This is a genomic window from Halovenus anhuiensis, from assembly GCF_037080055.1.
GTDB lineage: Archaea > Halobacteriota > Halobacteria > Halobacteriales > Haloarculaceae > Halovenus.
This window is the reverse complement of the sequence record NZ_JBAOJI010000002.1, coordinates 297,780-324,660: the sequence shown is the minus strand read 5'-3', so window position 1 is coordinate 324,660 and position 26,881 is coordinate 297,780. Positions and strand designations below refer to the sequence as shown.

29 protein-coding genes are annotated in these 26,881 nt (G+C 63.5%); 12 read left to right on the top strand and 17 right to left on the bottom strand.

Going from position 1 to position 26,881, the window contains the following annotated elements:
- Window positions 1-78: 78 nt before the first annotated feature.
- From argF to V8P86_RS07450, 9 genes are all read right to left on the bottom strand, one after another.
- A complete protein-coding gene (gene argF / locus V8P86_RS07490) occupies window positions 79-972 on the bottom strand; it encodes an ornithine carbamoyltransferase (protein WP_336326629.1) in 894 nt (297 codons plus the stop codon).
- The gene (locus V8P86_RS07485; protein ID WP_336326628.1) at window positions 969-2,021 is read right to left on the bottom strand and encodes a [LysW]-lysine hydrolase; all 1,053 of its coding nucleotides are present in this window, start codon (window positions 2,019-2,021) and stop codon (window positions 969-971) included. The genes argF and V8P86_RS07485 overlap by 4 nt, the downstream gene beginning before the upstream one ends.
- A gap of 13 nt (window positions 2,022-2,034) precedes the next feature.
- Window positions 2,035-3,162, bottom strand: coding sequence for an aspartate aminotransferase family protein (locus tag V8P86_RS07480; protein ID WP_336326627.1), 1,128 nt, complete (start codon window positions 3,160-3,162; stop codon window positions 2,035-2,037).
- Window positions 3,159-4,016, bottom strand: a complete 858-nt coding sequence (locus V8P86_RS07475) for an acetylglutamate/acetylaminoadipate kinase (RefSeq protein WP_336326626.1) — start codon at window positions 4,014-4,016, stop codon at window positions 3,159-3,161. The genes V8P86_RS07480 and V8P86_RS07475 overlap by 4 nt, the downstream gene beginning before the upstream one ends.
- Before the next feature lie 13 nt (window positions 4,017-4,029).
- On the bottom strand, window positions 4,030-5,067 hold the full coding sequence (gene argC / locus V8P86_RS07470) for an N-acetyl-gamma-glutamyl-phosphate reductase (protein ID WP_336326625.1): 1,038 nt from the start codon (window positions 5,065-5,067) through the stop codon (window positions 4,030-4,032).
- Complete coding sequence (lysX, locus tag V8P86_RS07465; RefSeq protein WP_336326624.1) at window positions 5,064-5,921, bottom strand: lysine biosynthesis protein LysX; 858 nt, start codon at window positions 5,919-5,921, stop codon at window positions 5,064-5,066. Before lysX ends, argC begins: the two co-directional genes overlap by 4 nt.
- A gap of 51 nt (window positions 5,922-5,972) precedes the next feature.
- Window positions 5,973-6,155: a lysine biosynthesis protein LysW gene (lysW, locus tag V8P86_RS07460; protein WP_336326623.1), complete on the bottom strand. Its 183-nt coding sequence runs from the start codon at window positions 6,153-6,155 to the stop codon at window positions 5,973-5,975.
- A 161-nt stretch (window positions 6,156-6,316) separates the two neighbouring features.
- Window positions 6,317-7,798: an argininosuccinate lyase gene (gene argH / locus V8P86_RS07455; protein WP_336326622.1), complete on the bottom strand. Its 1,482-nt coding sequence runs from the start codon at window positions 7,796-7,798 to the stop codon at window positions 6,317-6,319.
- 4 nt (window positions 7,799-7,802) lie between these two features.
- On the bottom strand, window positions 7,803-9,020 hold the full coding sequence (locus tag V8P86_RS07450; RefSeq protein ID WP_336326621.1) for an argininosuccinate synthase: 1,218 nt from the start codon (window positions 9,018-9,020) through the stop codon (window positions 7,803-7,805).
- Window positions 9,021-9,380: 360 nt separating this feature from the next.
- Here V8P86_RS07450 and V8P86_RS07445 point away from each other — a divergent pair, with 360 nt between their 5' ends.
- Entirely contained in the window at window positions 9,381-9,974 is a 594-nt protein-coding gene (locus V8P86_RS07445; RefSeq protein WP_336326620.1) for a beta-class carbonic anhydrase, read from the top strand.
- Between the two features lie 11 nt (window positions 9,975-9,985).
- On the opposite strand, the gene V8P86_RS07440 is transcribed toward V8P86_RS07445, so the two are convergent.
- Entirely contained in the window at window positions 9,986-11,371 is a 1,386-nt protein-coding gene (locus V8P86_RS07440; protein WP_336326619.1) for a YihY/virulence factor BrkB family protein, read from the bottom strand.
- A gap of 115 nt (window positions 11,372-11,486) precedes the next feature.
- Between V8P86_RS07440 and V8P86_RS07435 the strand changes: the two genes are divergently transcribed.
- The 4 genes from V8P86_RS07435 (at window position 11,487) to V8P86_RS07420 (ending at window position 13,043) form a co-directional block, all read left to right on the top strand.
- Window positions 11,487-11,873, top strand: coding sequence for a hypothetical protein (locus V8P86_RS07435; protein ID WP_336326618.1), 387 nt, complete (start codon window positions 11,487-11,489; stop codon window positions 11,871-11,873).
- Window positions 11,874-11,944: 71 nt separating this feature from the next.
- Window positions 11,945-12,127 (top strand): DUF7331 family protein, encoded by a 183-nt coding sequence (locus V8P86_RS07430; protein WP_336326617.1) that lies wholly within the window; start codon window positions 11,945-11,947, stop codon window positions 12,125-12,127.
- A gap of 38 nt (window positions 12,128-12,165) precedes the next feature.
- The gene (locus tag V8P86_RS07425; protein WP_336326616.1) at window positions 12,166-12,618 is read left to right on the top strand and encodes a DUF7322 domain-containing protein; all 453 of its coding nucleotides are present in this window, start codon (window positions 12,166-12,168) and stop codon (window positions 12,616-12,618) included.
- Window positions 12,615-13,043, top strand: coding sequence for a DUF7346 family protein (locus V8P86_RS07420; RefSeq protein WP_336326615.1), 429 nt, complete (start codon window positions 12,615-12,617; stop codon window positions 13,041-13,043). Before V8P86_RS07425 ends, V8P86_RS07420 begins: the two co-directional genes overlap by 4 nt.
- 3 nt (window positions 13,044-13,046) lie before the next feature.
- Here V8P86_RS07420 and V8P86_RS07415 read toward each other — a convergent pair whose 3' ends face one another.
- Both V8P86_RS07415 and V8P86_RS07410 read right to left on the bottom strand, forming a co-directional pair.
- Window positions 13,047-14,141 carry a pyridoxal-phosphate dependent enzyme gene (locus V8P86_RS07415; RefSeq protein WP_336326614.1) on the bottom strand — a complete coding sequence of 365 codons (1,095 nt, stop codon included), beginning with the start codon at window positions 14,139-14,141 and terminating at the stop codon, window positions 13,047-13,049.
- Between the two features lies 1 nt (window position 14,142).
- Window positions 14,143-15,348 (bottom strand): iron-containing alcohol dehydrogenase family protein, encoded by a 1,206-nt coding sequence (locus V8P86_RS07410; protein WP_336326613.1) that lies wholly within the window; start codon window positions 15,346-15,348, stop codon window positions 14,143-14,145.
- A 134-nt stretch (window positions 15,349-15,482) separates the two neighbouring features.
- Here V8P86_RS07410 and V8P86_RS07405 point away from each other — a divergent pair, with 134 nt between their 5' ends.
- Complete coding sequence (locus tag V8P86_RS07405) at window positions 15,483-16,172, top strand: YqjF family protein (RefSeq protein WP_336326612.1); 690 nt, start codon at window positions 15,483-15,485, stop codon at window positions 16,170-16,172.
- A gap of 1 nt (window position 16,173) precedes the next feature.
- Here V8P86_RS07405 and hmgA read toward each other — a convergent pair whose 3' ends face one another.
- Window positions 16,174-17,385 carry a hydroxymethylglutaryl-CoA reductase (NADPH) gene (gene hmgA, locus V8P86_RS07400; protein WP_336326611.1) on the bottom strand — a complete coding sequence of 404 codons (1,212 nt, stop codon included), beginning with the start codon at window positions 17,383-17,385 and terminating at the stop codon, window positions 16,174-16,176.
- Window positions 17,386-17,476: 91 nt separating this feature from the next.
- On the opposite strand from hmgA, the gene V8P86_RS07395 reads away from it, so the two are divergent.
- The 5 genes from V8P86_RS07395 to V8P86_RS07375 all read left to right on the top strand — a co-directional run bounded on the left by V8P86_RS07395 (window position 17,477) and on the right by V8P86_RS07375 (window position 21,527).
- Window positions 17,477-17,902: a DUF5791 family protein gene (locus tag V8P86_RS07395; RefSeq protein ID WP_336326610.1), complete on the top strand. Its 426-nt coding sequence runs from the start codon at window positions 17,477-17,479 to the stop codon at window positions 17,900-17,902.
- On the top strand, window positions 17,902-18,798 hold the full coding sequence (locus V8P86_RS07390; RefSeq protein WP_336326609.1) for an SDR family oxidoreductase: 897 nt from the start codon (window positions 17,902-17,904) through the stop codon (window positions 18,796-18,798). Before V8P86_RS07395 ends, V8P86_RS07390 begins: the two co-directional genes overlap by 1 nt.
- Window positions 18,799-18,890: 92 nt before the next feature.
- Window positions 18,891-20,051, top strand: a complete 1,161-nt coding sequence (locus tag V8P86_RS07385) for a DHH family phosphoesterase (protein ID WP_336326608.1) — start codon at window positions 18,891-18,893, stop codon at window positions 20,049-20,051.
- Between the two features lie 43 nt (window positions 20,052-20,094).
- Window positions 20,095-20,676 carry a dTMP kinase gene (tmk, locus tag V8P86_RS07380; protein ID WP_336326607.1) on the top strand — a complete coding sequence of 194 codons (582 nt, stop codon included), beginning with the start codon at window positions 20,095-20,097 and terminating at the stop codon, window positions 20,674-20,676.
- 65 nt (window positions 20,677-20,741) lie between these two features.
- On the top strand, window positions 20,742-21,527 hold the full coding sequence (locus V8P86_RS07375; RefSeq protein WP_336326606.1) for a sulfite exporter TauE/SafE family protein: 786 nt from the start codon (window positions 20,742-20,744) through the stop codon (window positions 21,525-21,527).
- A gap of 1 nt (window position 21,528) precedes the next feature.
- Here the strand turns inward: V8P86_RS07375 and V8P86_RS07370 are convergent, their stop codons facing one another.
- From V8P86_RS07370 to V8P86_RS07360, 3 genes are all read right to left on the bottom strand, one after another.
- Window positions 21,529-23,112 carry an arginase family protein gene (locus V8P86_RS07370; RefSeq protein WP_336326605.1) on the bottom strand — a complete coding sequence of 528 codons (1,584 nt, stop codon included), beginning with the start codon at window positions 23,110-23,112 and terminating at the stop codon, window positions 21,529-21,531.
- 90 nt (window positions 23,113-23,202) lie between these two features.
- Window positions 23,203-24,417: a proteasome-activating nucleotidase Pan1 gene (gene pan1 / locus V8P86_RS07365; RefSeq protein ID WP_336326604.1), complete on the bottom strand. Its 1,215-nt coding sequence runs from the start codon at window positions 24,415-24,417 to the stop codon at window positions 23,203-23,205.
- Between the two features lie 132 nt (window positions 24,418-24,549).
- A complete protein-coding gene (locus V8P86_RS07360) occupies window positions 24,550-25,797 on the bottom strand; it encodes an RNA-guided endonuclease InsQ/TnpB family protein (protein ID WP_336326603.1) in 1,248 nt (415 codons plus the stop codon).
- A gap of 281 nt (window positions 25,798-26,078) precedes the next feature.
- Between V8P86_RS07360 and V8P86_RS07355 the strand changes: the two genes are divergently transcribed.
- Window positions 26,079-26,360 carry a helix-turn-helix domain-containing protein gene (locus V8P86_RS07355; RefSeq protein ID WP_336326602.1) on the top strand — a complete coding sequence of 94 codons (282 nt, stop codon included), beginning with the start codon at window positions 26,079-26,081 and terminating at the stop codon, window positions 26,358-26,360.
- Here V8P86_RS07355 and V8P86_RS07350 read toward each other — a convergent pair.
- Window positions 26,354-26,806 (bottom strand): hypothetical protein, encoded by a 453-nt coding sequence (locus V8P86_RS07350; protein ID WP_336326601.1) that lies wholly within the window; start codon window positions 26,804-26,806, stop codon window positions 26,354-26,356. The genes V8P86_RS07355 and V8P86_RS07350 overlap by 7 nt on opposite strands.
- Between the last annotated feature and the right edge of the window lie 75 nt (window positions 26,807-26,881).

Sequence of the window (26,881 nt, the reverse complement as noted above, 5' to 3'; positions counted from 1 at the left end):
CGCTACCACTCGAATGAAAACGTGGGCGAAAAAGATCTGAACGCTCGCTTCACTCGCGTTCAGGAACTTTCCGATTGACTACTCAGAAAGCCACGCCAACAGCCCATTTTGAGCGTGGAGACGGTTTTCGGCTTGATCCCACACAATAGCGTTGTCACTTTCGAGCAGGTCGTCGGTAATCTCCTCGCCGCGGTGGGCGGGCAGACAGTGCAACACCGGGCGGTCGCCGACGCGGTCGGTCGTGAGTTGGAAGCCGTCGAAATCCGCGAGTTTCTCCTCGCGTTTGTCCTCCTGGCCCATGCTGACCCAGACATCGGTGTAGACGATGTCCGCGTCAGCGATGGCCGCGTCGGGGTCGTGCGTCTCCTCAGGTGCGTTGCCGAGTTCGGCCGCGCGGTCGCGCACGTCTTCGGAGATACCGTAGCCCTCCGGCGTCGCGACGGTCAGATCGAGATCCGTCATCGCCGATCCGACCACGAACGACTGACAAACGTTGTTGCCGTCGCCGACCCACGCCACGTCTACGTCGAACCCACCGAACCGCTCGCGGATCGTCAACAGATCCGCAAGCGTCTGGCAGGGGTGAGCGTCGTCGGTCAGCCCGTTGATAACGGGGACGGTCGCGTACTCGGCGAGTTCGACCACGTCGGAGTGATCGAACACCCGTGCCATGATGAAATCGGCGTACCGCGAGATTGCTCGTGCGGTGTCCTTGATCGGTTCGCCGTGGCCCAGATGGATGTCGTCGGGGCCAAGGAAGATGGCGTGGCCGCCGAGTTGGGTCATCCCCGTCTCGAAGGAAACCCGCGTTCGCGTCGAGGGTTTCTCGAAGATCATCGCCAGTGTCTGGTCCGCGAGCGGCCGCTGTCCGGCACTGGATCGCTGTGCCGACTTGAGTTCGGCCGACAGCGACAGCACCTCCTCTACCTCTGTGGCGGTCAAGTCGTCCACGTCGACGATATCTCTGGTCATGATTCGTCCTGTAAGCGTTCGGTGACGGTTTCGAGCACTGCCACCGCTTTGTCGTACTCGTTCATCGAGAGGTGTTCGTTCGGCGAGTGATCCAGATCAGAGTCGCCCGGCCCATAGGAAACGGTCTCCACGTCCCACGCGTGAGCGAAGACGTTCTGGTCGCTGGTCCCGGTCTTGCGGAGCATCCGCGGATCGCCATCTTCCTGCCGGATCGCCGCCCGGAACGCCCGCGCGACGGAGGTCCGGGGACTCTCCATCACTGGCTCGACCTTGTCGTGCCAGTTGACCGTCCCCGTGTCGAGGTGACCGTCGGCAATCTCTCGCACCTCGTCGGTGGTGTAGGCAGGCGGCACCCGCAGTTGCACGTCGACGGTCGCCTCGACTGAGAGACCGTCGTCGGAGACGCCACCCTCGAACTCGATTGGTTTGCAGGTCACGCGCTCGAAGACCTGCACCCATTCGTCGTGCTCGAACTCCTCGTCGACACGATTCCACCATTCAATTGCGTCCTGAATCGCGTTGTTCTCCGGCCGCGAGGAGTGACCTGATTCGGAGGTCGCAACGTAGGTCCCGCCCAGCAGTCCGCGGTAGCCCAGCGTGATTCCGTTCCAACCGGACGGTTCGCCGTTGATGACATAGTCCGGTTCGGACTCGCGGTCCTCTATGACGTAGCGACTGCCGCGGGAGTCGACTTCCTCGCCGACGACGCCGATGAAACTCGCGCCGGTGTGGACGGCGGCGACGGCCATCGAGGCCAGCGGCCCCTTTGCATCGACGCTGCCTCTGCCCCAGAGAACCTCGTCGTCGTCTTCCTCCTCGATGTGGACCGGGATGTCCCCCGGCACCGTGTCGATGTGTGAGGTCAGAAGGACGGTGTCGTCCGCTGGCGCTCGCACGTTGCCGACATCGTCGATCCAGACCTCGCGGTCGTGCCGTTCGAAAAAGCGGGCGAGTTGCTGCGCACAGGGGCGTTCGTTGCCCGTGACCGAGGGAATTCTCACCAACTTGGTCAGCAGTTCCCGGGCCTCGGTCTGCTGGACGACGCTCACGACGGCTCACCCCTCATCCGATCACCTCGCCGAGTGCCTCGACGGCCTCGTCGGCTTCCGCTTCGGTGATTGTCAGCGGCGGCAGCAGTCGAACGACCGTCCGACCCGCGGGCAGCGCGAGCAACTGCTGGTCGATAGCGAGGTCACGCAGGATACGGTTGGCTCCGCGTTTGACCTCGATTCCGATCATCAGCCCCTCGCCGCGGATATCGCGCACGTCGTCGCCGAGTTCGGCCCGCAGTTCTTCGCGGAGGTACTCGCCGATTTCGGCGGCGTGGCTGGGAACCGCTTCGTCGACGATAGTCGAGACGGTGGCGTGGGCCGCCGCCGAGATGACTGGGCCGCCGCTGAACGTCGAGGCGTGCGAGCCGTAATCCTCGGCGATCCAGTCCCGACACAGCGTCGCACCGACGGGCAGGCCGTTGCCCAGTCCCTTCGCACTGGTGATCATATCCGGCACCACGTCGGCCCACTCGGAGGCCCACAGGGTCCCGGTTCGACCCATTCCGGTCTGGACCTCGTCGAAGATCAGCGCCGCACCGCTGGTGGCTGTCTCGACGCGAGTCCGCTGGAGGAACTCCTTCCGAGCGGGGTTGATTCCGCCCTCGCCCTGAACCGGTTCGACAATAACTGCGGCCGTGTCGTCGTCGATAGCGTCGGCCATCGCCTCGGCGTCGTCGTAGGGGACGAACTCTACGTCGCCCATCAGCGGTTCGTAGGGTTTCTTGTACTTGTCTTTCCAGGTCGTCGCCAGCGCGCCCATCGTCCGGCCGTGGAACCCGCGTTTGGTGGCGATAATCTTCGAGTTCCCGGTCGCCGAGCGGGCGAATTTCAGTGCTGCTTCGTTGGCCTCAGTCCCGGAGTTACAGAGCCAGACCTTGTCGACGGTCTTCGGAGCCGTCTCGGCGAGTAGTTCGTACAGTTTCGTCCGGATCTCGACGGGGTAAGAGGCCTGGACGTAGGTCAGCCGGTCGAGCTGGTCTCGGACGGCCTCCTGAACCGCCTCGTGGCCGTGGCCAAGTGGCACGCAAGCGTAGCTCGCGCCCATATCCAGATACTCGGTGCCGTTGCTGTCGGTGACGTAGGCGCCGTCACCCTCGACAAGTTCGATCGGTTTCTCCGAAAAGATGAATCCACTCATGATTGCTCCTCCGTCTCGACTGCGCCCGCGGTGACGTGTGTTCCCGCACCGTCGAGCGCGCTCGTAATCGGCTGGGCCGCGTTCGCGTCGGCGACAATTGCCGCACTCGCGCCCCCGTCGAGGGCTTCCTCGATGGCCATCACTTTCCGGCCCATGAATCCCTCCGCGGCCGCCTCCAAGTCGTCGAACTCTGTAGGCGTCTCGACAGACTCGATCAACGTCGACTCGTCGTCCGGATCTTCGAGGATACCCGGCACGTCTGTCAGCAGGACGAGGCGCGCACCGAGTTCGCCGGCGAGTGTCGCCGCGGTCCGATCGGCGTCTGTATTGACCGCAGTGATGATCGAGTTCCCGTCCTCGTCTTCGTCAGCGCCGGCCATTGGCGGACTCACGACGGGCGTGTGTCCGGCATCGAGCAGCGTCTCCAGCAGGTCGGTGTTGACCTCCTTGATCGTCCCGGAGTGATCGCCGCGGCGGATCTTCCGTTTGCCGTCTTCCATGACTCGCACCGCGGATTTGCGCGGGCCGTGCAGCAACTTCCCATCGACACCGGAGAGGCCGACGGCATCGACGCCCTCGCCCTGCAGCGAGGCGACCATCTCGGTGTTCAGCAGTCCGGGCAGCACCATCTCGAAGACCTCCATCGTCTCCTCGTCGGTGAACCGGCCGACCACGCCCGAAGGAGTTTCGACGTACTCCGGCTCGATACCCAGTCGTTCGAGCGTGTCGTCGACGGCTGTCGATCCGCCGTGGGTGACGACGACGTCTTCGGCTTCTGCGAGGGTCGCGATGTCCGCCAGCGCGCCCGCCGGGTCGACCGCACGAGCGCCACCGATTTTCACTACTACCGTCACGCGAACCACCTCGTCATGGCGCACCAACCGGATGGAATCCGGTGAGTTCGAGTCCGGTCGTCTCGTCGAGGCCCAAGGCGATGTTGGCCGCGTGGACCGCCTGTCCGGCCGAGCCTTTCATCATGTTGTCAATGGCCGAGAAGGCGACGATGCGCTTGTTCGAGGCATCGAGTTCGAAGCCGACCTCCGCGCGGTTCGAGCCCGCGACGGATTTCGGTTCGGGATAGCGGTAGACGCCGCCACCGCCGGCGACGACATCGACGAACGGCTCGTCGGCGTACTGGCCCCGATACGCTTTCCAGAGGTCGCTTTTCGAGACTGGCTCGCCGGGGAACAGATGGCAAGTCGCAGCGGCGCCGCGGATCATGTCGACCGCGTGTACCGTGAAGGACACGTCCAGCCCGAGGAACTCCTCGATTTCGGCCTCGTGGCGGTGGCCCGTCGGCGCGTACGGACGCACGACGCCCGAGCGCTCGGGATGGGAGGACGCTTCGCCACCGCCGGCACCACCCTCACTCGATCCGACCTTCACGTCGATGACGACCTGGTCGTCGCCGGTGAGGATGCCCTCCTCGACCAGCGGGAGCAGGCCGACAATTGTCGCCGTCGCGTTACAGCCACCGGCGGCGATCAGATCCGCGCCGGACAACTGCTCGCGGTTGAGTTCGGGTAGTGCGTAGGTCGACTCTTCGAGCAGTTCCGGCCGTTCGTGGCCGTCGTACCACTCGTCGTACTGCGATTCCGAGGAGAGCCGGAAGTCCGCCGACAGGTCCACGACCGTATCGGCCGCGTCCTGGAAACGGTCGATAGACTCCATCGAGACGCCGTGTGGCGTCGCCGCGAAGAGCACGTCGACCGACTCCAGATCCTCGGGATTGGAAAAGCGGAGGTCCAGATTCCGGAGATTCGGGTGTGAATGGCCGACGGTCTTGTTCGTCTTCGAGCGGCTCGTGGCCTGCACCACCTCGAATTCGGGGTGGCCGGCGAGCAGGCGGAGCAGTTCTCCACCAGTAAAGCCGCTGCCGCCGACGACGCTCGCGGTGTAGCTCATGCGTCCACCTCCACCACGTCGGATTCCAGCCAGTCGACGACCGCCGCCGGCACGTCCACGTCGGCGGCCTCGTTCAGGGCCTTGAATTCGACGTTGTGGTTGACTTCGTGGACGGTGTAACCGTCACCGGTTTCCATCAGATCGACGCCAAGCAGACCGCCGCCGACGGCCGCGCTGGCCTCGGCGACGAGTTCGCGGGCCTCGTCATCCAACTCGAACTCCTCGGTTTCGGCCCCTTTGGCGGCGTTGGTCAGCCAGTGGTCGGACTTGCGGACCATCGCGCCGACCGGTTCGCCGTCGAGGGCAACGACGCGGATGTCCTGGCCGGGCTTGTCGACGAACTCCTGAATGTAGAAGACCTTGTGTTCGTAGTGGCCCAGCGTCTCCTTGTGCTCGAAGATGGCCTCTGCCGCTGATTCGGAGTCGATTTTCGCCATCAGTCGACCCCACGAGCCGATGACCGGCTTGAGCACGCAGGGATAGCCGAACTTCTCGACGATATCCATCGCCGATTCCTTGGTGAAGGCCACGTCCGTCGCGGGCGTCGGCACACCAGCCTGTTCGAGCGCGAGGCTGTTTTTGACTTTGTTCGCACAGACAGCGGCCGTCTCGGCGCTGTTAACGATCGGAATGCCGTAGGCCTCGGCGAACCGCGTGGTGTAGAGACTCCGACTCGTCGCCAGACAGCGGTCGACGAGCACGTCCACGTCGGCGAAGGCCTCCGGCGGTTCCGAGAGGCTGAAGGTCTGTTTGCGAACGTCGATCTTTGCGATCTCGTGGCCACGGTCCCGTAGCTCCGAGAGCAAGAGTTTCTCGTCGCGACGGATCCGTGAGTAACAGATTCCGACTTTCATGACTTTCTCCGTGCCGTTTGGCGGCCGAGGTGACCGCCAGTGCTGGTCACGTCACTCACCCCAGTCTTCTTCCAGTTCCGGCGCTTCCTCGAGTTCGACCGGATCGACCGCGATTACTTCCAGTTCCGCGCCCGTCACTGGGCTGTCGATGATCTCGCCGATCTCGACGTCTGCCGGTACATCGATTTCCTCTCCTGTGATCGGATCCTCTGCGGTCACTGTGTCGTCTGTCATCGTACTCGCGTATAACGAACGAGATTACTTAAACCCGTCGAATATATCATATTAGAATTACTTGTATAGGCGGCCCTAACGGTCTTAGAACGATATTTTGCCCCAATTCCGCAACACTATATCAGATTTTAGGTAATTCGGCCCAGAGGGGCCGGGGCGGCTCAGACATACGTGTCCACCTCCGAGTCGAGTGTACTCTCCGCCGCCGCCAGCGAGTCCCGGCGGTCGGCCAAAGCCGACTGATCCTCGTCGAGGTTGTCGCGGGCGCGGTCGAGGTGAGCACACAGTGTCTCCGGCGCGGGGCCACCGCGGGAGTCACGCATCCGCACGCTCTCGACGGGATCGAGTGCGGCCTCGATTGCTTCTCGGTCCGCCACGTCGTCCAGCGACTGGCCGAGTTCGGCTTCGACCGCATCTTCGATGGCATCGATGCCCGGATCGGCGGTTTCGCCGGCACGAGCGACGACTTCGTGGGCAGTACGGAACGGGAGTCCGGCTTGGGCCAGTCGGTCGGCGACGCCAGTGGCAGTCGAGAATCCGTCACCCGCCGCCTCGGCGAGTTCCTCCTCGGGCCACTCTGCGGTGACGACGGCCCCGACGGCAACTTCTGTCGAGGCGGTCACCGAGTCGATGGCGTCCCACGCGTGGGAACCGGCACGCTGCAGGTCGCGGTTGTAGGCGCGGGGCAGTCCCTTCAGCGTCGTCAGTAGACCATTCAGCCCCGCCGTCGTGTCACCGGTCCGACCACGAACGAGTTCCAGCGTGTCTGGGTTCTTTTTCTGGGGCATGATGCTCGATGTCGAGGCGTACTCGTCGGCTATCTCGACATGGCCGCGGTTGGCGAAGGTGACCATGTCCTCTGCGAGTCCGGACAGCGTCGTCGCAAGTCCGGTCACCGCCGCGGTCGTCTCGACGAGGAAATCCCGCGCCGACGCGCCATCCATCGCGTTCTCGACGAGTCCGTTGAATCCCAGCAGGTCGGCGGTGCGCTCGCGGTCGATGTCGAACGGCGTTCCCGCGAACGCGGCCCCGCCGAGCGGCGACTGGTTAATTCGTTCGTAGGTATCGAGTAGTCGAGCGGTATCTCGGGCCAGCGCACTCTCGTAGGAACACAGCCAGTGGCCGACGGTCGTCGGCTGGGCTGGCTGGAGGTGCGTGTAGCCCGGCATCACCGTCTCGTCGTGAGCGGCGGCCACTTCGAGCATTTGCTCACGAGCCTCGACCACCGTCTCGATCAGATCGAGGGCATCCTCGCGCAGGCGGCAGCGGATGCAGGTCGCCACCTCGTCGTTGCGGGAGCGGGCGGTGTGCATCCGACCACCTTCCGGCCCGACGCGGTCGATGACAGCCGTCTCGATGGCCTCGTGAACATCTTCGCCGTCGGGCAGACTACTGTGGCCTGCGTCCTCGATTTCGTCGAGTGCGCGCAAGATTTCGCCGGCAGTCTCGTCGCCGACGATTCCCTGCTCTGCGAGCATCACGACGTGAGCGCGGTCGACCGCAAGATCGGCCGCGAAGATCCGCTCGTCGGCCGACAGCGAGGAGAGAAACTCTCGGGCCGGTCCACCGCTGAATCGCTCTCGGCGGACGACGCCCTCGTCGCCGGATTCGCCCGCGCCGTCGTGGCCCTCGGAGTCTGTCATCTGTTTACTCGTCCTTTTTGCGTGCGCGCTCCATCGCACGGTTCGCGAGGCGGGACTGGAAGCCGTGGTACTTCGCGACGCCGGTGGCGTCTTCCTGGGTGATGCCGCCGGTCACATCCTCCTCGTTGAACGAGGCGGCGCTCTCGCTGTACACCGCGTACTCGCTCTCGCGGGCGACCGGTCGGCAATGTCCACCCTCCAGTTTCACGGTCACCGTGCCGGTGACGCGCTCCTGTGTTGTGTCGATAAATCCTTCGAGGGCACCGACGAGCGGGGCGTCGACGAGTCCCTGATAGCCCTTCTGTGACCACTGCTGGTCGATCTGCTGTTTGAACTGGCGCTCCTCCTGGGTGAGAACGAGTTGTTCGAGCGCCTCGTGGGCAGTGAGTAGTACGGTGGCCGCTGGGTGCTCGTAGTTCTCGCGAACTTTGAGTCCGAGCATCCGGTCTTCCATCATGTCCGTACGGCCGACGCCGTGGGATCCAGCCTGTTCGTTGAGCGTCTCGATGAGTTCGACTGGGTCGATTGCCTCGCCGTCGAGTGCAACGGGTTCACCGTCCTCGAACTCCAGTTCGACGAGTTCGGCGTCTTTGCCGCTCGGATTCTGCGTCCAGTCGTAGATGTCGTCTTCTGGAATCGTCGCCGGGTCTTCGAGTTCCGAGCCCTCGACCGAGCGACTCCAGAGGTTCGTGTCGATGCTGTATCGGCCTTCGGAGCCGCCTTCGACGGGCAGACCGCGCTCTTCGGCGTACTCGTTTTCCCACTCGCGGGTCAGACCGAGTTCGCGGACCGGCGCGATGACCTCCATGTCGGAGTCACGCCAGACGGCCTCGAACCGGAGCTGATCGTTCCCCTTGCCGGTACAGCCGTGGGCAAGTGCGGTGCAGTCGTTCTCTTGAGCAACTTCCAGAATCGCCTCGGCGATAACCGGTCGGGCCAGCGCAGTGCCGAGCGGGTAGCCCTGATAGGTGGCGTTGGCCTTGACCGAGCGCATACAGAGGTCGGCGAACTCCTCTTTGGCGTCGACGACGTAGTGTTCGAGGTCGAGTGCCGCGGCGGTCTCCTCGGCCTCGTCGAACTCCTTTGCAGGCTGGCCGACATCGACGGTAACGCCGACGACTTCGTCGTAGCCGTATTCTTCTTCGAGCAGCGGTACACAGACTGTGGTGTCGAGCCCGCCGGAGAAGGCGAGCGCGACGCGTTCGGATCCTTGTTCTGACATGGTGGTTGTGTCGGGTGCGAGATATCCGCCCCGCCCGACAGTGGGCGGTTGTTGGAAGGCGATTCAGCCGGAGATGAAGTGTGATTATGCGGGCCTAACGGCCCGGCCGTCGTCGCCGAAGAATGAGAGGCTGTACGGACCCACGGCTTTCGACCGACGGTCGATCCGTGCTGTGGGTCCGCGTCATGTAGGTGTGTCTCTTGGAGGAACGTACTAATATCTTCCGAGAACGGGCAGGATAGACAGATGTTGACACGGCTCTCGACGGGGCCGACCGCTCCGGCGTTCCGCCTGTCGTAGATCCCGGTAATCTCGGTGGGTAGCACAACTATCAGGCACCTAGCAGCCAATATGTATCCGATGTCTGACTCAGAGCACGTACACGAACACGTGGACGAATCGGTCACCGAGCGGGAACACTGGGCACGCCGCCGGCGCGAGGGGATCCCGACCAACGAGAACCTGCTCGTCGTCGCCTGCATGGACGAGCGCATCCCGGTCGAGGAGGCACTCGGTCTGGAACTCGGCGATGCACAGATTTTCCGCAACGCAGGGGGGAAAGTCACCGACGACGTGATCCGCTCGGCGGCGCTGACGACGAACTTCTTCGACACCGAGGAGATCATCGTCATCAACCACACCGACTGCGGGATGATGAGCGCACCCGATAATGCAGTCCGTGACGGTCTCGAAGAGCAGGCTGGGGGACTAGAGGATACCGATCTGGACCCGTCACTGCCCGAACTAAACATCGGCGACGCGGACGTGATGGAGTGGGTCAAGATGACCGACGACATCGACGAAGCCTGCGCCGCACAGGTCGAGCATCTCCGCCAGTCCGACCTGATTCCGGACTCTGTGGCGATCACCGGATACGTCTACGAGGTCGAGTCGGGCGAACTGCGCCGCCCTGGCGAGCGCGTCGCTGAGGAAATCAGCGAACGACAGCACTGACGCCGGCAGTTTCACCGGAGGTTTCTGATGGTATCGAGGAGGCGGCCCGGCAGCGTCGCACCCTTGACCGTGACGCCGACGATGAGCATCAGCGCGTACAGCCCGAGTGTCGAAAGCCAGATAATCAGCATGGCGAGCACCGCGAAGCCGCTGCTCAGGAAGTAGAACGCGCCGAGTGTCATGACGGTGCCGTACAGCAAGACGAGGTAGGGACCCCAGCCGGTGGCGTGGCCGCGTCGTGCGCGCTTGCGGACGTACTGTTTCAGATCCGCTTCGAGTTCGTCGCGGTGGACAGTGCGGGTTTCGAGGCGGTCTTCCATCTCGTCGAGTTCGCGGCGGAGTTCGTCGATATCCTCTTGCGTGACGCGTGCGCTCACGTCCGGGTCCTGACGGCCGGTCGGGCCGTCGTCCGAGTCGTCACCGCCGTCGGGACCACTTGCTGGCCCGTCGCCGCCGGGGTCGTCTTCGGGAGGATCGCCAGCCGGCGGTGTGGCTGTTCGCTCCGTTTCCCTGTCGGTGTCAGCGTCGTCACGAGGGGTGTCCCCGTCAGTCGGGCCGTCAGCCTCAGTCATACTCCGTTGCATGTTCTCTCGTAGCGCCCCCTGTTGTAGTTGCCGGTCTTCGTCGTGATCTGACCGGACGACGTTGACGGCCGCGCCGAGCAGGATGATCAGCCCGCCGAAGTAAAACCAGATGAGCAAAAGCAGCACACCGCCGAGGACGCCGTACAACTGCAACGAGCCAGCATTGGCAGCGTAGAGACCGAATCCGGCTCCGAGCAGCGTCCAGCCGAGACTCGCGACGACGGCCCCCGGCAGTGCCTCTCGGACCGCGATATCCTGCCCAGGAAAGATGTAGTACATCGGGAAGAAGACAGCCGTCAGGACGACAAGCAGTCCGAGCGTCCCGGTCATCCCCGCGAAGGGGAGATCGATGAGCGAGAGGATAGCGCTCAGCGCGACCGTTCCGGCGATTGCGAGGACGATACCGAGTAACACCAGCAGCGCGTCCCTGACCTGGGAGAGGAGTCCCTTCGGCATCTTCGCGCCGTAGATCCGCGAGAAGGCGATGTCGAGCCCGCGGAAGACCCGCAACGCGCCCCATAGGAGAACCGCAAGCCCGGCGACAGTGACGCCGCCGCGTCCCTCGCCGCCGACCAGCGTCTCCTCGATGAGACCCGCCGTCGACGGCGTGAGAAACTCGTCGAGGGATTCGAGCAGTTCCGTTGCGATTGTCTCGCCAGCCAGTGTGCTGGCGACAGTCACACCGACGATGAGCAGGGGAACGATCGAGAGAAAGGCGTAGTAGGCGATTGCGGCGGCGAGAAACGTAAGCTGACGGGTCTGTACAACGTCGACCAGCGAGCGAAAATCCGCAGTGACGCGTTTGGTGTTCACAATATGGCCTGTGTCCGAGAGAAGTATATAGCCTGTCCTACAGTTGGAGAGCCGCTGCTGCGGGGACGTAGCTCGCTCCGACAGCGATTAGGGCCCGGCCACCGACTGGCTCTATATGGACGCCTGGCGTCACCGATCGCAGCGCGTGACTTACATCTTGCTCGCGGCGAGTTTCCTGCTCATCGGCCCCGGTCTCGTCGGTCTCGGCGCGACGATTCCGCTCGTCGCTGGTCTCGCCGTGCTCGCTGGTGGACTCTGGACAGTCCGCGACCGCCTCCGCACCCTCCCGTCGGTCGTCGGCTACGACCTCGGCTGGTACGCCCGAGATAGCTGGCTCGCCGCGGCCGGAACCACCCCCGTCGTGCTCGTCAGTCTCGGCGGCCCCGCAGCGGAACTGCAGGCACTCGGCGGGATTGTCGGGCTGGTCGGCATGGTAAATTACTTCCTGCGACCGCTGTACCTGCTCGTCGCCGACCTGCTGGTGAGACTGATCCGGTCCTGATCGACCTGCCTGCCATCATTTGTCACGGCCCGAAAGTATTTGTGATACTGTACCATGCCACCGTATGAAGCATGAGTGAGCAAACCGATTCAGTTGCGGGGGCATCGGCGACCGAGACCACGGAGTCCGCGGACGGAACCCTCGACGCGACCGGAGCCTACGAGACGGCGGAGGGCGTGGTGTTGTACGACACCGAGCAGCCGCTGGCGTGGCTCCAGTCTGACGGTGCGGTCGAACTCGCGGAGATGCGATAATCCGAACGGATTTTGCGCTCGACTCACTAGGGGCCGCCGTGAGCGATTCGTTTGACGGTGACCCGGACGATGTCTTCGAGCCCGACGAGCCGGAGACGGAGTACGGTGAGCAGCAGTTCGATCAGACGAACCCCGCTGCTCGGTACGAAGAGGGCACGTTCGACACGTCGCAGTCGGTCCCCGAAGCACCCGAGCCCGATGATCTGACAGATGTCGATTACAGCGATGTCGATCCGGAACTGCGCCAACTGTTCTGGAAACTCGTCCTCGTCGTCAAGTTCGCGCTGATCAGTCTCACCCTCGGCGCGCTCTTTCTCACCCTCGGCAACGATCAATCGCTGGGCGTGCAGTTTCTCGCCTTCGGTGCTGTGCTCATCTCCTACGGTGCCTACCAGTACCGCAAGAGCAAGGCTCGCATCGACTCCGAGGAGTTCGATTCTGTCCAGTCCGAAGAGGATGCGACGGAGTACCCGACAGGTGACGACTCGTGAGCCGCCGCCCCGTCGAAGACGACTCCGGGACGCGGTATCTGCTGCTCAAACAATCCAGCGAGTCGAGTCTCGTCCGCAACATCGAAACCGGTGAGCGTGAGCACATCCCGAACGACGAACTCGATGGACTCGAAGACACGTCGACCCTCGATGCAATTCTCACGCCCGTTCCCGAGGCGGTCCGGACCCTTCTGAGCGCCGTCCACGACGACCGTGCGCTGGCGGTGCTACTCGAACTGGACTCAGAGGGTCCGATGGGCGTCCGGCAGTTGCTTTCGGCGTACGATTTCTGTGAGAGTGATCTCCACGGCCTGCTCGCCGAACTGCAAGCCGCCGGTCTGATCGAAGAGACGACTGTCGCCGGCGAGCGCGGCTACGCCGCGACCGACAGCGCAACTGAGGCGCTCGCTATGCTCACGGACTGACCCTCAGGTTTTCAGCCCGCTGCCGGTCAGTGCAACGACCACGTCCTCGTCGTCGCTGATGGCGCCCCGCTCGCGGAGGTCGTCCATCGCCGCCGGCGCGACCGCACAGGTCGGTTCGGTGTACAGGCCCCGTCTGTGCAGGCGGTCGTACTCCGCCTCTGTCGTCTCTGCATCGATTACCAGCGCGTCACCGCGGCTGTCCTCGATAGCCTCGTGGATCGCTCGCTGTTGTGCCGGCGCAGTGATCTGGATGCCGTCGGCGAGGTCGTTCGACCCCGCCGCGGCCGCCTCGCCATGGCGCTCTGCGACGATGGGCGCGACGCCGGCGGCCTGCACGCCGTACAGCCGCGGTATCTCGTCGATCCAACCCGCGTCGACCAGCCGCCGGAATCCCCGGTAGGCCCCGAGAAAGAGCGTCCCGTGACCCAGCGGTGTGACGACAGCATCCGGCGCAGTCCAGTCCCGCTGCGCGGCGATTTCGTAGGCCATCGTCGCGGTGCCCTCGAAGAAGGCCGGGTTCCACGCGTGGCTGGCGTACCACGCCGAGGTCTCGTCGCCCTCGACGGCATCGATGCAGGCCTCGGTGACGGCGGCCCGGTCGCCCTCGATTTTTCGGACCGTCGCGCCGGTGCGCTCGATTGCGCGGAGTTTTCCGGGCTTGGCATCCGCAGGGACGAAAATCTCGGCGTCGAGGCCGGCGCGGGCGGCGTAGGTGGCGATGGCTGCGCCCGCGTTGCCCGAGGAGTCCTCGACGACGCGGTCGACGCCGAGTTCGAGCGCGTGGGAAATCGTCGCCGTCGCGCCGCGGTCTTTGAAACTCCCCGTCGGAAAGAGCCATTCGAGTTTGTACGCGACATCGCGGTCGAGGCCGTCGATCAGCGGCGTCCACCCCTCACCGAGCGTAACCTGTCGATCGACAGCGAGCAACTCCTCGAAGGCCCAGAGTCCGCGGTCCCGGTCCAGTGCTGGCGGAGAATCACCGTCGGGAGTCGGTTCGTCGGCGAATTCCAGCGGTTCACCGCAGTCACACCGCCACCGGTCCACCGCCGGTTCGTAGCGCTGGCCGCAGACCGAGCAGACGTAGCTATGGCCCGCCATGTTACCACGCCGAATCGAGGACGCCGCGGAGTTCGTCGACGGTCGGGTCGAGATCCGGCGGACAGTTGCCCATCAGCGAATCGTTCATCGTCGTCTCGGCGACGGCGTCGAGATCCTCGCGCGCCAGATCCTCAACGTCCCGGAGTTGTGCCGGGAGTCCGAGTGCGTCCCGCACACTCTCGACCTCTTCGATGATGGCCGCCGCGACTTCCTCGCGGCTGTATTCGTCGGTGTCGATATCGAACGCGCGAGCGAGCAGTTCCCGGCGGCCGTCGGCGTGCTCGAAGAGGTAATCGAGTGCCGCGGGCGCAACCATCGCGTGTGCTGCGCCCTGCTGCACGTCGCTGTGGGCCGTTAGGCCGTGGCCGAAGGCGTGGATCAGCGAGAGGGTCGTCCCACTGGGCTGTGAGATGCCGTACTGGACGAGCACGATCCCCTCCAGAATATCCGAACTCGCCCACGACTCGCGTTCGTCCGACAGCGTCGGCAAGGCATCCCACAAAAGCGAGAGTCCGCGAACAGCCGCGGCGTCTGTCACTGGCGTCGCGTTGGCAGCATAGAGAGACTCGATTCCCTTGTCGAAGCCGTTCATCGCCGATGCCTGGAGAATCTCTCGGGGTGTCGTCTCCAGCAGCGCGGGATCGTAACAGAGCACGTCGGGCATGAGTCGTGGGTCCATGATCCCGCCGCCGACTGGCTTCTCGACCAGTCCCGAAGACGGACTCGCCGTGATGCCGCCGAGAATCGAGAGATCGGCTCCCGCGAGCGTCGTCGGAATCGCGACGACCGGAAGCGGGTCGTCGTCGGGGACTGGGAGGAGTCCGCCAGCCGCGAACTGCTCGGCGATCGTGTCTTCGTCCGCTTCCGCCGGAGCGACGGCACTGATCCCCTTGGCCACGTCGAGGCTGCTCCCGCCGCCGACTGCGACGAGCGCGTCGACGTCGAGTTCGTCGACTCGTCGTGCGCCGTCGAAGACCGTGTCGAGTCGTTTCTTCGGGGTTGTTTCGTCGAAGACGCCAGCCAGTCGATCACCGAGGCCGTCTGTGATCGGATCCATGACGGCATCTGTCGAGCCGACAGTCTGGCCGCAGACGACCATCGCTCGCTCGCAGTCGAGGCCGGCAAGTTCGTCGCTCAGCGATGCCACGCAGTTGCGCCCCTGTCTGATGATCCCGGGGTTGTACTCGAATCGGTACGCAGTGTCCATGCCCGTATCTGGAGCGGCCGAGAAATAATACTGGTGTCGCTTGGCTCGCTAATGCCCGCGAGGGCAGCACGAGACACCGGATCCGTCGTTGGAATCGCCGCCGAGGTTTTTACCGGTGAGCCCCAACCTCAGCTATGGTCGTCTCGCTCGAAATGGGTTGGCGTCAGTTGCTTTTCGAGAACTATCCGGTCGATCCGGAAACCGTGCAGGCCCACCTCCCCACAGGGCTCGATGTCGATACCTTCGAAGGATCGGCGTATCTCTCCGTCGTGCCCTTCACCAACATCAACGTTCGGCCGAAAGGGTTGCCGGAGTGGGCCGGCGTCCCGCTGCCGGAACTCAACCTCCGGACGTACGTGACCCACGACGGCGTGCCGGGTGTGTACTTTTTCAGTCTCGACGCGGAGGGACTGTCCGGGGTCGTCGGAGCGCGTGTGACCCAGTCGTTACCGTATTACTACGCTCGAATTGCGATGGAAACGAGTGACGACGGAATATACTTCCGAAGCACGCGCCGCCATCCGGGCGCTCGGCCAGCGGAGTACGAGGCCACCTACGGCGCGGCCGGCGACTCCTTCGAGGCGCCCGATGATCCGCTCTCGCAGTTCCTGCTCGAACGCTACCGCCTGTACACCGAAGCACCCGGCGGCCACCTCCAGTATACTCCCGTCGAACACGAACCCTGGACAGTCTACCCGGCCGAGGCCGACGTGGAGGAGAACACCCTGTTCACTGCCAACGGCTTCGAACACCCGGACAGCGAACCGGTTCGGTACTACTGTCCCGGCGTCGACGTGGTCGCAGGAAAGAGTCAGTCGGTGTAGCTCAGCGGCCGAGTTCTTCGTGCGCGCTGGAGAGGTGCCGGGAGCAGAAGGCCGCGACGAGTGAGAGTTCGCCGGCGAGGGCGCCGACAGCGATCACTTCCGCGAGTCCGTCGGCGTTCGCACCGGCGGGGTCGCCGCCGCCGCTCAGCCCGAGCAGATCCAGCGCCTCGCTCTGTGTGTCGAGGCCGGTCCCACCGCCGACGGTGCCGACTTCCAGCGAGGCGAAGGAGATGCTGGCATACAGGCCCTCTTCGCGGGCCTCCATCGTCGTGATGGCGTTCGCGCCTTCGACGACCTGTGCGGCGTCCTGTCCCGTCGCGAGGAAGGCCGCGGCGACGGTGTTGGCGGCGTGAGCGTTGAACCCGAGACTGGCGGCCTTAGCCGATCCGATCAGGTTCTTCCGAGTGTTGCCCTCGGCCATCGCCTCCGGCGTGGTGTTGAGTCGGTTTTCGACGAGTTCGCGGTCGATGACGGCGTCAGCAGTGACAGAGCGACCGCGGCCCTCGATGGCGTTGATCGCCGCGGGTTTCTTGTCCGAGCAGAGATTTCCGGAGAGCGCGACGAGTCGGGCCGGCGTCTCCGATTCGACGAGGTCGCTGGCCTCGCGGGTCGCGATGGTGGCCATGTTCATCCCCATCGCGTCTTTCGTGTCGTAGATGAACCGCAGGAAGACGTTGTCACCGACGACGTAAGAATCGATCTCCAGCAGTTCACCGTGGCTGGTCGTCGATTCCGCAGCCTCCCGAAGCTGTTTGGTGTTGTCGTCGACCCACTCGACGACCGTCTCGGCCTCGGCGACGCCCTCGACCTGAAAGACGGGGGCGCGGGTCATCCCCGAGTCAGTCACGCGTGCGGTCGCGCCGCCCGAGGAGCGAATCGCGGAGAGCCCGCGGTTGACGCTCGCGACGAGTGCCCCTTCGGTCGTCGCCAGCGGCAGGAAATACTCCCCGTCGGCGCCGGACCCGTCGATTGGGACCGGGCCGGCGACGCCCATCGGCAGTTGTGCGCCGCCGATCATGTTCTCGATGTTCGGCTCGGCCGTGTCGGCGTCGAAGGTATACTCCCCAACTGCGGTCAGGTCGACACCAGTTTCGCGCTGGATGTACAGTCGTCGGGCCTCGGCGGCCGTCTCGGCGTCGGCGTGGTCGTCGAGTTCGTACAGTCGGAGTTCGCCGCTGTCGAGTCGGTCGGCGAGGGTCTCGGCATCGGTCATGGCTGTACGGTTGCCGCCGCCGAATGTAAGGACACCGGAGACCACCCACCACGTTGAACACTGACTTATACGCGGCCCGCCAACTGCGGATATGCTCAGAGGACGTTTCGAGGCGGCCGGCGACCTATCGCCGGGAGAGTTGCGCTCGGAGTACGAGGATGCCATCGTCGAAACTGTCGAAACGGTCGGCGAATCAGCAGTCGCCGACCAGTCCGGCGTCGACGAGGAGACGGTTCGGGCGCTCGTCGCTGGCGACAGCCCCGAACTAACACTCGAAGACGCATCGGCGATTCTCGGAACCGACGACCAGTACCCCGACGCCGACGCAATCGAGGCCGACGCCCGGGATATCCTGCTGATGGGGATGTCGATTGCCGTACTCGATGTCGAGGCCATCGCCGCGGGGATCAACGACGAACTCGAGCCGAAGGAGATCCAGCAGAAAGTCGAGGGCCGGTATCCGATCAGCCTCGCAGAGTACGCCATCATCCACAACTACATCGAGCGTGAAAAGTGATGACTGTCCTCATCCTCGGCTGTGGCTACGTCGGCATCGAACTCGGGAGACGACTCAGCGAGGCCGGCGAGCGAGTCGTCGGCGTCCGTCGCTCGCACTCGGGAATCGAGGAGATCGAAGCCGCCGGATTCCGCGGGATTCAGGCAGACATCACGGACCCAGACGCACTCTCGACACTTCCCGACGCCGACACCGTCGTCTACGCCGCGAGTTCCGGCGGTCGGGGAGCCGATGCCGCCCGCGAGATCTACGTCGAGGGCCAGCAGGCGGCCATCGCGGAGTTCGCCGACCGCGAAAATCCGCCCGAGCGGTATCTCTACACCTCCAGTACCGGTGTCTACGGCGACCACGACGGCGACTGGGTCGACGAGGAGACGCCGCTGGAGCCGACGACCGACAAGACGGAGGTGCTCGTCGAGGCCGAGCGGGTTGCACGCGAAGCGACGGCCGAGCACGGAATCGACGGCACGGTCGCCCGGCTGGCGGGCATCTACGGCCCGGATCGGTACCGACTCGACCGATACATCGAGGGGCCGGTCACCGAGGGCTTTCTGAACATGATCCACCGCGACGATATCGCCGGGGCGATCCAGTACCTCATCGCGGAGGATCTCGCCCGGGACGAGGTCGTGTTGATCGTCGACGACGAACCCATCCAAAAGTGGGAGTTCGCCGACTGGCTAGCCGAGGAGTGCGGCGTCGAATCCCCCTCGAAACGAACGACGGAAGAACGGCTCGACGAGGAAGGACTCTCCGAAGCAGCACGGCGGCGAATCCAGACCAGCAAACGCTGCAGCAACCAAAAACTCCGGGAATTCGGCTACGAATTAACCTATCCGACGTTCAGAGAGGGGTATCGTGAGCGAATCGATCAGTTCCGGAAATCTGAAACGTAAGTATCTCGCAACCAACCGCCGTCACGCGGTATATATCAATTAAGCAGAAATAAAACAACAATACTTAGTAGCCGGACAAACCCAGTAGGCGTATGCTGGTTGCTGATGCGGTCGGTGGGTCCCTGCCATCAGCAGTCATAAATGACCCAGTCGTGCTAGGGATTGGGGGCGTCGTTGCCCTCGTGCTCGTCCTCGGTTACCTCGTCTACAGCCAGATCATCGCTCCGCCGGGCAAACGCTTCGCGCGGTTGGTAGGCTCTGTCGAGGAAGTGGCCGTGTTGATGCATCCGAACCCAGATCCCGACGCGATGTCTGCTGCGCTCGGGGTGCGGGCGATTGCCAACGGTGTCGAAACCGACGCGACGGTGTACTATCCGGGACAGATCCGCCACCACGAGAACCGCGCCTTCGAGACGGTGCTGGACGTGGAGTTCGAGCGCATCGAGACCGCTGGAGAGATCGACGAACCGGATGTCGTTCTCGTCGACCACAACGAGGCCCGGGGATTCGAGGGAGCCGCAGAGATCGATCCCATCGCGGTCGTCGATCACCATCCCGGCGGCGGAACGGGCGAGGAATTTTCTGATATTCGGACCGATCACGGTGCCTGCGCCACGATTTTCGCCGAGTACTTTCAACAACTCGGCAGGGAGCCGGTCCACCCCGACGACGACAACGGCGAGCAACGGCCAGACAAAGTCTCGCCGCGAGTCGCGACAGCGCTGGTCCACGGAATCCAGTCGGATACGAAACACCTCACGAGTGGCTGTTCGGCTGCGGAGTTCGAGGCTGCGAGCTTTCTCTACCGGGGGATCGACGAAGACAAACTCGACCGAATCGCGAATCCCGAGGTCGACGTAGAGTCACTGGAGGTGAAAGCCCGGGCGATCACCGACCGGCACGTCGAGGGAGCCTTTGCGGTCAGCGATGTGGGAACCGTCTCGAACGCGGATGCGATCCCACAGGCCGCGGACGAACTTCGGCGACTCGAAGGGATCAACGCGGTGGTCGTCCTCGGGGACAACGACGACGCGATCCAGCTTTCGGGACGGTCGACCGACGACCGGGTCCACATGGGGAAGGTACTGGAGACGGCCGTCCAGTCGGTGCCGATGGCCGAGGCCGGCGGCCACGCCCGGATGGGCGGCGGGCAGATTCCGCTCGATCACATGGAAGGGCTGGCTCCCGGTGAGGGACTGACCCGCGAGGAGTTGAAAGAGCGGTTGTTCGACGCGATGAACGGCTCGATCTAACCGAGGTCTGAACGTTTACGGCCCCCCGGCGCAACGCCTACGTATGCTCATCACGCTCGAAGGACTCGACGGGAGCGGCAAGACGACCTGTATGGAGACGCTTCGGGATGCCGTTCCCGAGGCGACGTTCACGCGAGAGCCGACCGAGTCGTGGTACGGCGACGCCGTCCAGCAGTCGATCCACGACGACACTGCCGATCCGCTGGCGGAACTGTTTCTGTATATCGCCGACCACGCGGCCCATCTGAGCCGAACAGTCGAACCGACACTCACAGCGGGCGGGACCGTCATCTCTGATCGGTATTCTGACTCCCGATTTGCCTACCAGGGGGCCACCCTCGCCGACCGCTTCGAGGACAGTGTCGCCTACGTCCAGCAGTTGCACGAGCCGTGGACCCGCGCGCCCGACGCGACGATCTATCTGGACGTCGATCCTGCGACGGCGGCCGAGCGCAGCGGCGCGACCAACAAGTTCGAGACCGAACAGTATCTCGAAATCGTCCGAGAGAACTACGAGCGGTTGATCGCGGACGAACCCGAGCGATTCGTCCGCGTCGACGCGAGTCAGCCACAGCAGGCTGTCGAGCAAGAGGTTCGCGAGGCCGTCGAGACGCTACTGGAGTGAGCCGGTGTGCGTACAGCCCACACCACCAACCCAGTGTTAAGTCATCGCCCACCGCAATCTAGCCCGTGTCGATTCCGCTCACCCCGACGTTTCTGGGTCTGATCGTCGCCCTCTTTCTCGTTGCCGGAGCGATCAACGGGCTCGCAGGCTTCGGCTTCGCACTCGTCGGAACGATGGTGCTCGCAATCGTGATCGAACCTGCTGTCGCCGTCGTCTTCGTCATCGTCCCGATTCTGGCGGTGAACCTCTCGCTGATCGGCGAGCTATCGGCCGACGACCTCCGGACCTGTGGCCGACGGTTCACGCCGCTGCTCGTCGCTGCACTCCTCGGAACCGTCCTCGGCATGGTCGTGCTCGACCGCCTCCCAACGGCCCCGCTTCGGGTCGGGCTCGGCGTGATTACCCTCGCCTTCGTCCTCAGTCTGCAGTCGATCGTAGAGATTCCCGGGCTGGCACGGGCGAAAGCGGGCTGTTTCGTCGAGAGCAAGCCCGCGATGGTCGGCGTCGGCGGCGTCTCCGGGCTCCTGTTCGGCGGCACGAACGTGGGCGTGCAGCTAGTCGCCTATCTACGGAGCTGTGACCTCTCACACGGACTCTTTGTCGGCGTCGTGGCGATGGTCTTTCTCGGGCTCAACGGAGTCCGGGTCATCGCGGCTGGAGCGCTCGGACTGTATCCCGACCTCACGACGGCCGGATTCTCAGTCGCCGCAGCCGTGCCGGCAGTCCTCGGTGTCGCAGTGGGGAGACGGCTACGAAGTGTGATCAGCGAGCGAGCGCGGAAAATCGGTGTGCTCGTCTTGTTGACCGTGATCGGCGTTCGGCTCGTCGCCAGCGGGCTAGGACTGTTCTGAGTTACTCGCCGACCGTCGCGACTGCGTGGGCGACTGTGCGGGCAGCGGCGTCGACGGTCCGGCCGTCTCGATCCAGCGCGGGGACAGCCTCGACGAGTTCGAAGCCGGCAATGCGGTCGTCGCTGGCCAGCAGTCGGACGACGCGGAAGAGTTCGCGGGTGCTCAGCCCGCCCGGCGCAGGATCGGAGACAGCCGGCGCAGTCGCCGAATCGAGCACCGAGAGGTCGATGCTGACGTAGATCTGCTCGACCTCCTCCATCGCGCCGAGCGCGCGGTCGGCCGCTTCAACCGGATCGTCGCCGACCTCTTCTGCGGTGACGACCATCCCGTTGCGGTCGCGGAGATACTCGGCTTCGGTCGTCGAGCTCTCGAAGTGGCGAGCGCCGAGAACAGCAAGCGCGTCCACTCCGGTCTCGAACAACTGGCGGTAGCCGTTGCGGTTCGTCGGCCCACCATCGACTGGCCGACAGTCGAGCCGTGCGTCGAGGCTGATGACACCGACGCTGTTCGTTGCGCTCGTGGCTGTGTCCGCATCCGTGTCGGGGCTGGCTGTACTCTCCTCGATCACTTCCGTCTCAGCCTCGCTGTCAGGCATCGCGAAGGCCGTGTCGTCGACCGCCGACTCTGCCTCGGCGTCGTCGGTGGCGGCCTCTTCGTCGCTCGGTTCGGTCATCTCTTCGTCCTCGGGTGTCTCCATCGCCTCGTTGGACTCTTCTACTGTCTCGTCAGCCTCCTGCTCGTTATCCTCGTCCTCGGCCACTTCTTCCCCCTCGTCCTCTGGCTCGTCGTCCTCTTCCATGTCGGTGTCTTCCGCCGTCTCGTCTTCTTCAGGCTCCTCGTCGTCGGTTTCCGACCCCGGTTCGGCATCTTCCGTGCTCTCGTCGTCCGCTGCTGACTCCGCTTCGTCACCGTCCGCTTCGGCTTCGTCCACCTCGGAGTCGTCCGTTTTCTCAGTCTCGTCCGTTTCCTCACCGTCGGCTACCTCGGAGTCTGCAGAGTCCTCGCTCTCGTCCTCGGTGGTCTCCTCATCGCCAGTCGGATCGAAGTGCTCGACATCGCCGACGGATTCCTCGTCTTCGCCGAATCCGCCGTCAGTGACGTACCCGCCATCGGAGTGAGGCTCCGACGAGGATCGCAGATCTTCGATCTGCTCACCGCTACCATCCGTCACGGCGGTCGCTTCGAGCAACCCAGCGACGTTGGCGTAGGTCAGCGAGCCGCTGCCACCGAGGATTATCGGGACGGTATCGGCGTCGTGGAGTTCGTCGACAGTCGCACGAACCCGTTCCCGTGCAGTCGAGACGGAGGCACTGGCGGGAATCGCAACCGTCCCGAGATCACCGACCGAGTCGACCGGCCCGGCGTCGAGGTGGTGTGTCTCGACACCGTCGAGGGCGTCGCGGATTGCCGCGGGGGCCGCTCGCGCGCCCGCTCGTCCTGTAGTACCGCCGTCGTACGGCTCCCCGAGGAGTACAACGTCGTACTCCCCCGCATCCGCGGGCGTCGTCGATTCGATGATATCACCGAAGCACTCGGCGTCTGTCGCCGTCGGATCCTCCTGGCCCCACTCGGAGTTGCGAACCATTTGTCAGAAGAGTGCACTCCCCAGCGGCTTGTCTGCATCGGTCCGTGGCTATCGCTAAGCGAGCACAAACCGCGAAAATGAGAATCCGGATTAGGCGAACGTCCGAGACACGTCGTCTGCTTCCTCTTCTTCGGCCTCGATCTTGTCGTAGGCCTCCTGGAAGTCCTTCATACGAATTTCTGTCCGGTCGTCGCGGATGGCAAACATCCCGGCCTCGGTACAGATGGCTTTCACGTCCGCACCGGAAGCCTCGACAGCAATCTCGGCAAGTTCGGCGTAATCCACGTCGTCGGCGATATTCATCGAGCGAGTGTGGATCTGGAAGATCTGCTCGCGGCCCGCGGCGTCCGGCTTCGGCACTTCGATGAGGCGGTCGAACCGGCCGGGGCGGAGAATCGCGCGGTCGAGCATATCGAAGCGGTTGGTCGCGGCGATGATGCGGATGTCACCGCGGTCCTCGAAGCCGTCCATCTCGCTGAGCAGTTGCATCATCGTCCGCTGGACCTCGGCGTCACCGGACGTTTTCGAGTCCGTCCGCTTGGCGGCGATTGCGTCGATCTCGTCGATGAAGATCACTGCGGGCTGGTGCTGGCGGGCGAGCTCGAACAGATCGCGAACGAGCTTCGCGCCCTCACCGATGAACTTGTGGACCAGTTCCGAGCCGGCCATCTTGATGAACGTGGCGTCGGTCTGGTTGGCGACCGCTTTGGCGAGCATCGTCTTCCCGGTACCCGGCGGGCCGTGCAGCAGCACACCCGACGGCGGGTCGATCCCCACGTCGTCGAACATGCCGGGGTTTTTCAGCGGCATCTCGACGGTCTCGCGGACCTCGTCGATCTGTGCACTGATGCCACCGATGTCCTGGTAGGTCACGTCGGGGCTCTCGTCGACCTGCATCACGCGAGCGCGCACGTCGGTCTCGTCGTCGAGCGATTTGACGATAGACAGGGAGTTGTTGACCGCGACGCGGGAGTCCGGTTCCAGATCTTCGCGCATCTCCTCGGTTACCTCGGTCAGCGCTTCCTGATTGTTGCCGTGCTGTTTGATGATGACGCCCTCGTCGGTCAGTTCCTGCACGGTCGCGACGAAAAGCGGCGACTGTTTGAGCTTCTTGTTCTCGTGAGTCAGTCGCTCCAGTTTCTGCTGGTATTTGTTGTTCTCGGCGTTGGCGTCCAGCAGTTTGTCACGCATCTCCTCGTTCTGGGATTCGAGGACTTCGAGGCGCTCCTGTAGCGATTCGATTTTCTCCTGTTTGGACGCGTCGTCGTCGAACGGCATATCGACGTCGTCCACCTTGTCAGTCATTACTATTTAATAGGGGGCTCAGTAATAAGAGGCTTCGGGTCAACCCCAATATGTAAACTACCCCAACCTACTCCCTCGGCGCATACGCGCCTCGGTCCTTGAGGGTGGGGCTTTGATGTGGACTCCCGGCAATCAGTCACCAGCAATAGGCCGGTGACTCTCGCCGTTCAACGTCCCACCATTCACACGCAGGTCTACTTCTGCGTCTCCGCTCCCCGACTTGGGCGAGGAACGGAGTCTGTGTGTCCGCTTTCGGGCGTACCGTAGCCCGATATTCTTTGCACCGTTGTAATCCGCGTTCACCTCGTAGCCACACTTCTGGCAACAGAAGTGTTCTCCGTGGCGGTTGTCCTCGTGCGTGAACCCACAATCCGTCCGAGAACAGCGTTGAGACGTGTGGTTCGGTTCGACTTGCTCCACGGAGATGCCCTGTTCGGGTGCTTTGTAGGAGACGTACTCGTAGAGGCGTCGGAACGCCCAAACGTGGTGCCACTTCGCCTGCGGAAGCTGCTCTCGAATGTCGGTCAACTCCTCGAACACAATAACGTCGCAGTCGTGTTCGACAGCTTCCGCGACAAGTTCGTTAGCGACCGTGTGGATGTACTGTTTCCGCCACGCTTCTTCGCGCTTCCCGAGGCGAAGCAAGGCGTTGTGCGCGGCTTGTGTGCCGCGCTGTTGCATCTCACCACGCCGCTTCTCAAACTCACGGCACCAGTGGTCGTAGTCGTCTCCCTGCCAGAACGTACCGGTCGACGAGACTGCCAACGAGTTGACGCCGAGGTCGATACCGAGGACCGTTTGGTCGGGGTGCCCGGTATCTTCCGAAACCTCTGCGTCACCGTCTATCCGCCGCGTCGAGAGTTGGATGTAGAACTCGTCGTCCACCGCGTCGTATCGAACCGTACTTTCGCGGAACTCGTAGTCCTCGGAGAGAACGTACCGCTCGTAAGGCGTCGGGCTGTCTGCCGGGAGAACGAACGATGGTTCTACCCGCCCCTCGACGGTTGCCAGCGACACCTTGTTGCGGTAGAAGGTCGCGCTCCGTGCGTCGTAGTCCATCGTTTCAGCGGTAAACGTCGGGCAAGAGACACGCTGCCCTTTCTTCCACCGTTCGACACACGCTTTGACGGCTTCGACGGCGCGTTTGATGGCGGCTTGGACGAGTTGTGCCTGTAGGTCTGTCTCCTCACGAAGTTCGGAGTAGAGTACGTCACGAACCTGTCTCTTGTTGGTTCTGCACTCAGTGTAGGTGGTGTCGGACCAACAGTAGTCGGCGGTTCGGTTCGCGCAATACAGGTATTGCTCGGCAGTTCGGTGGAGTGCATCACGTTGCTCGTCGGAAAGGTCGAGTTTCACGACGGCAGTTCGACGCACGTCCATAACTTCAGAGAGTACTTGACGGTACTTATATATTCGGGAGTCAGTCGGTCGCAGTATGCCGGTTGTGTCGTACCATGTCGGTTTCCTCTCCGGCCTACTCACTCCCTTTGCTACGCTTCGGTCGCTCCTTGAGGTCGGAGGCCCCACCTCGAAAACGCTGAAATCACAGCCGTTGGGGCGTGCAAATCGGGGAGAAGAGCCAGCGATACTAGCCGGTAGATTCTCTGTGGTAATACATCGGAGTAGTAAGTATTATTTTCCCGCATCACCGAAGGGATAACATGAGTACATCAGAGTCAGCAGGATCTGCAGAGGTTTCGGCGACTGGCTGGGATGCAGTGGCGGAGTTGCCGCCCAGCGCGAAACTGGTGGCGAAGGTGCTGGAATACGACGGTCCACTCACCCAGAGCCAACTCGCCGAGGAGACGCTGTTGCCGGCCCGGACGGTCAGATACGCCCTGAACCGACTGGAAGAGATCGAAGTCGTCAATTCGCGCTTTTCGTTCAACGACGCTCGCAAGCGCGTCTACACGCTCGCAGTCGAGCCGTCAGCCGATCAGTAATCTGCGTCGTCTTCGTCGCGCTCCACTGCTGCCGTCCCCGCGTTGGTGAGGATTTCGGCGCCCTCCTCCGAGAGTTTCGGCACGACGTTTTTGTCTATGACTCCGTTGATCTCGTTGATGTTCCCTGACAGCACCTTCAGCGCGTCCTGTGGGTTCGGGTAGACCATCATGTAACCGTTCTCGCCCATCGTGATGAGCTGGGTATCCGAGACCATGATCTGCTCGTTCTGGATGGTTGCAGCGACCGCGGGAATCGCCTCGGGACGCCCGTCGTCATCTTCGTCCTCCGTAACCCACCGGATGTGGATATCGTCGAGTTCGGTGTGTTGAACGTTTTCCTCGATGATCTCCGCACAGGCAACGAGATCCCGCGTGATCTTCGTCTTGTGTTCGTTCTCGTGTTCGCCCTCGAAACAGTGTCGACAGACCCGGAGTTCGATCCGCATTTGACTGGGCTAGGCGGTTGGGACTCAAAAGGTCACGGCTTCCCGGCCGAGGAGGCACAACGGTTACAACGAGGC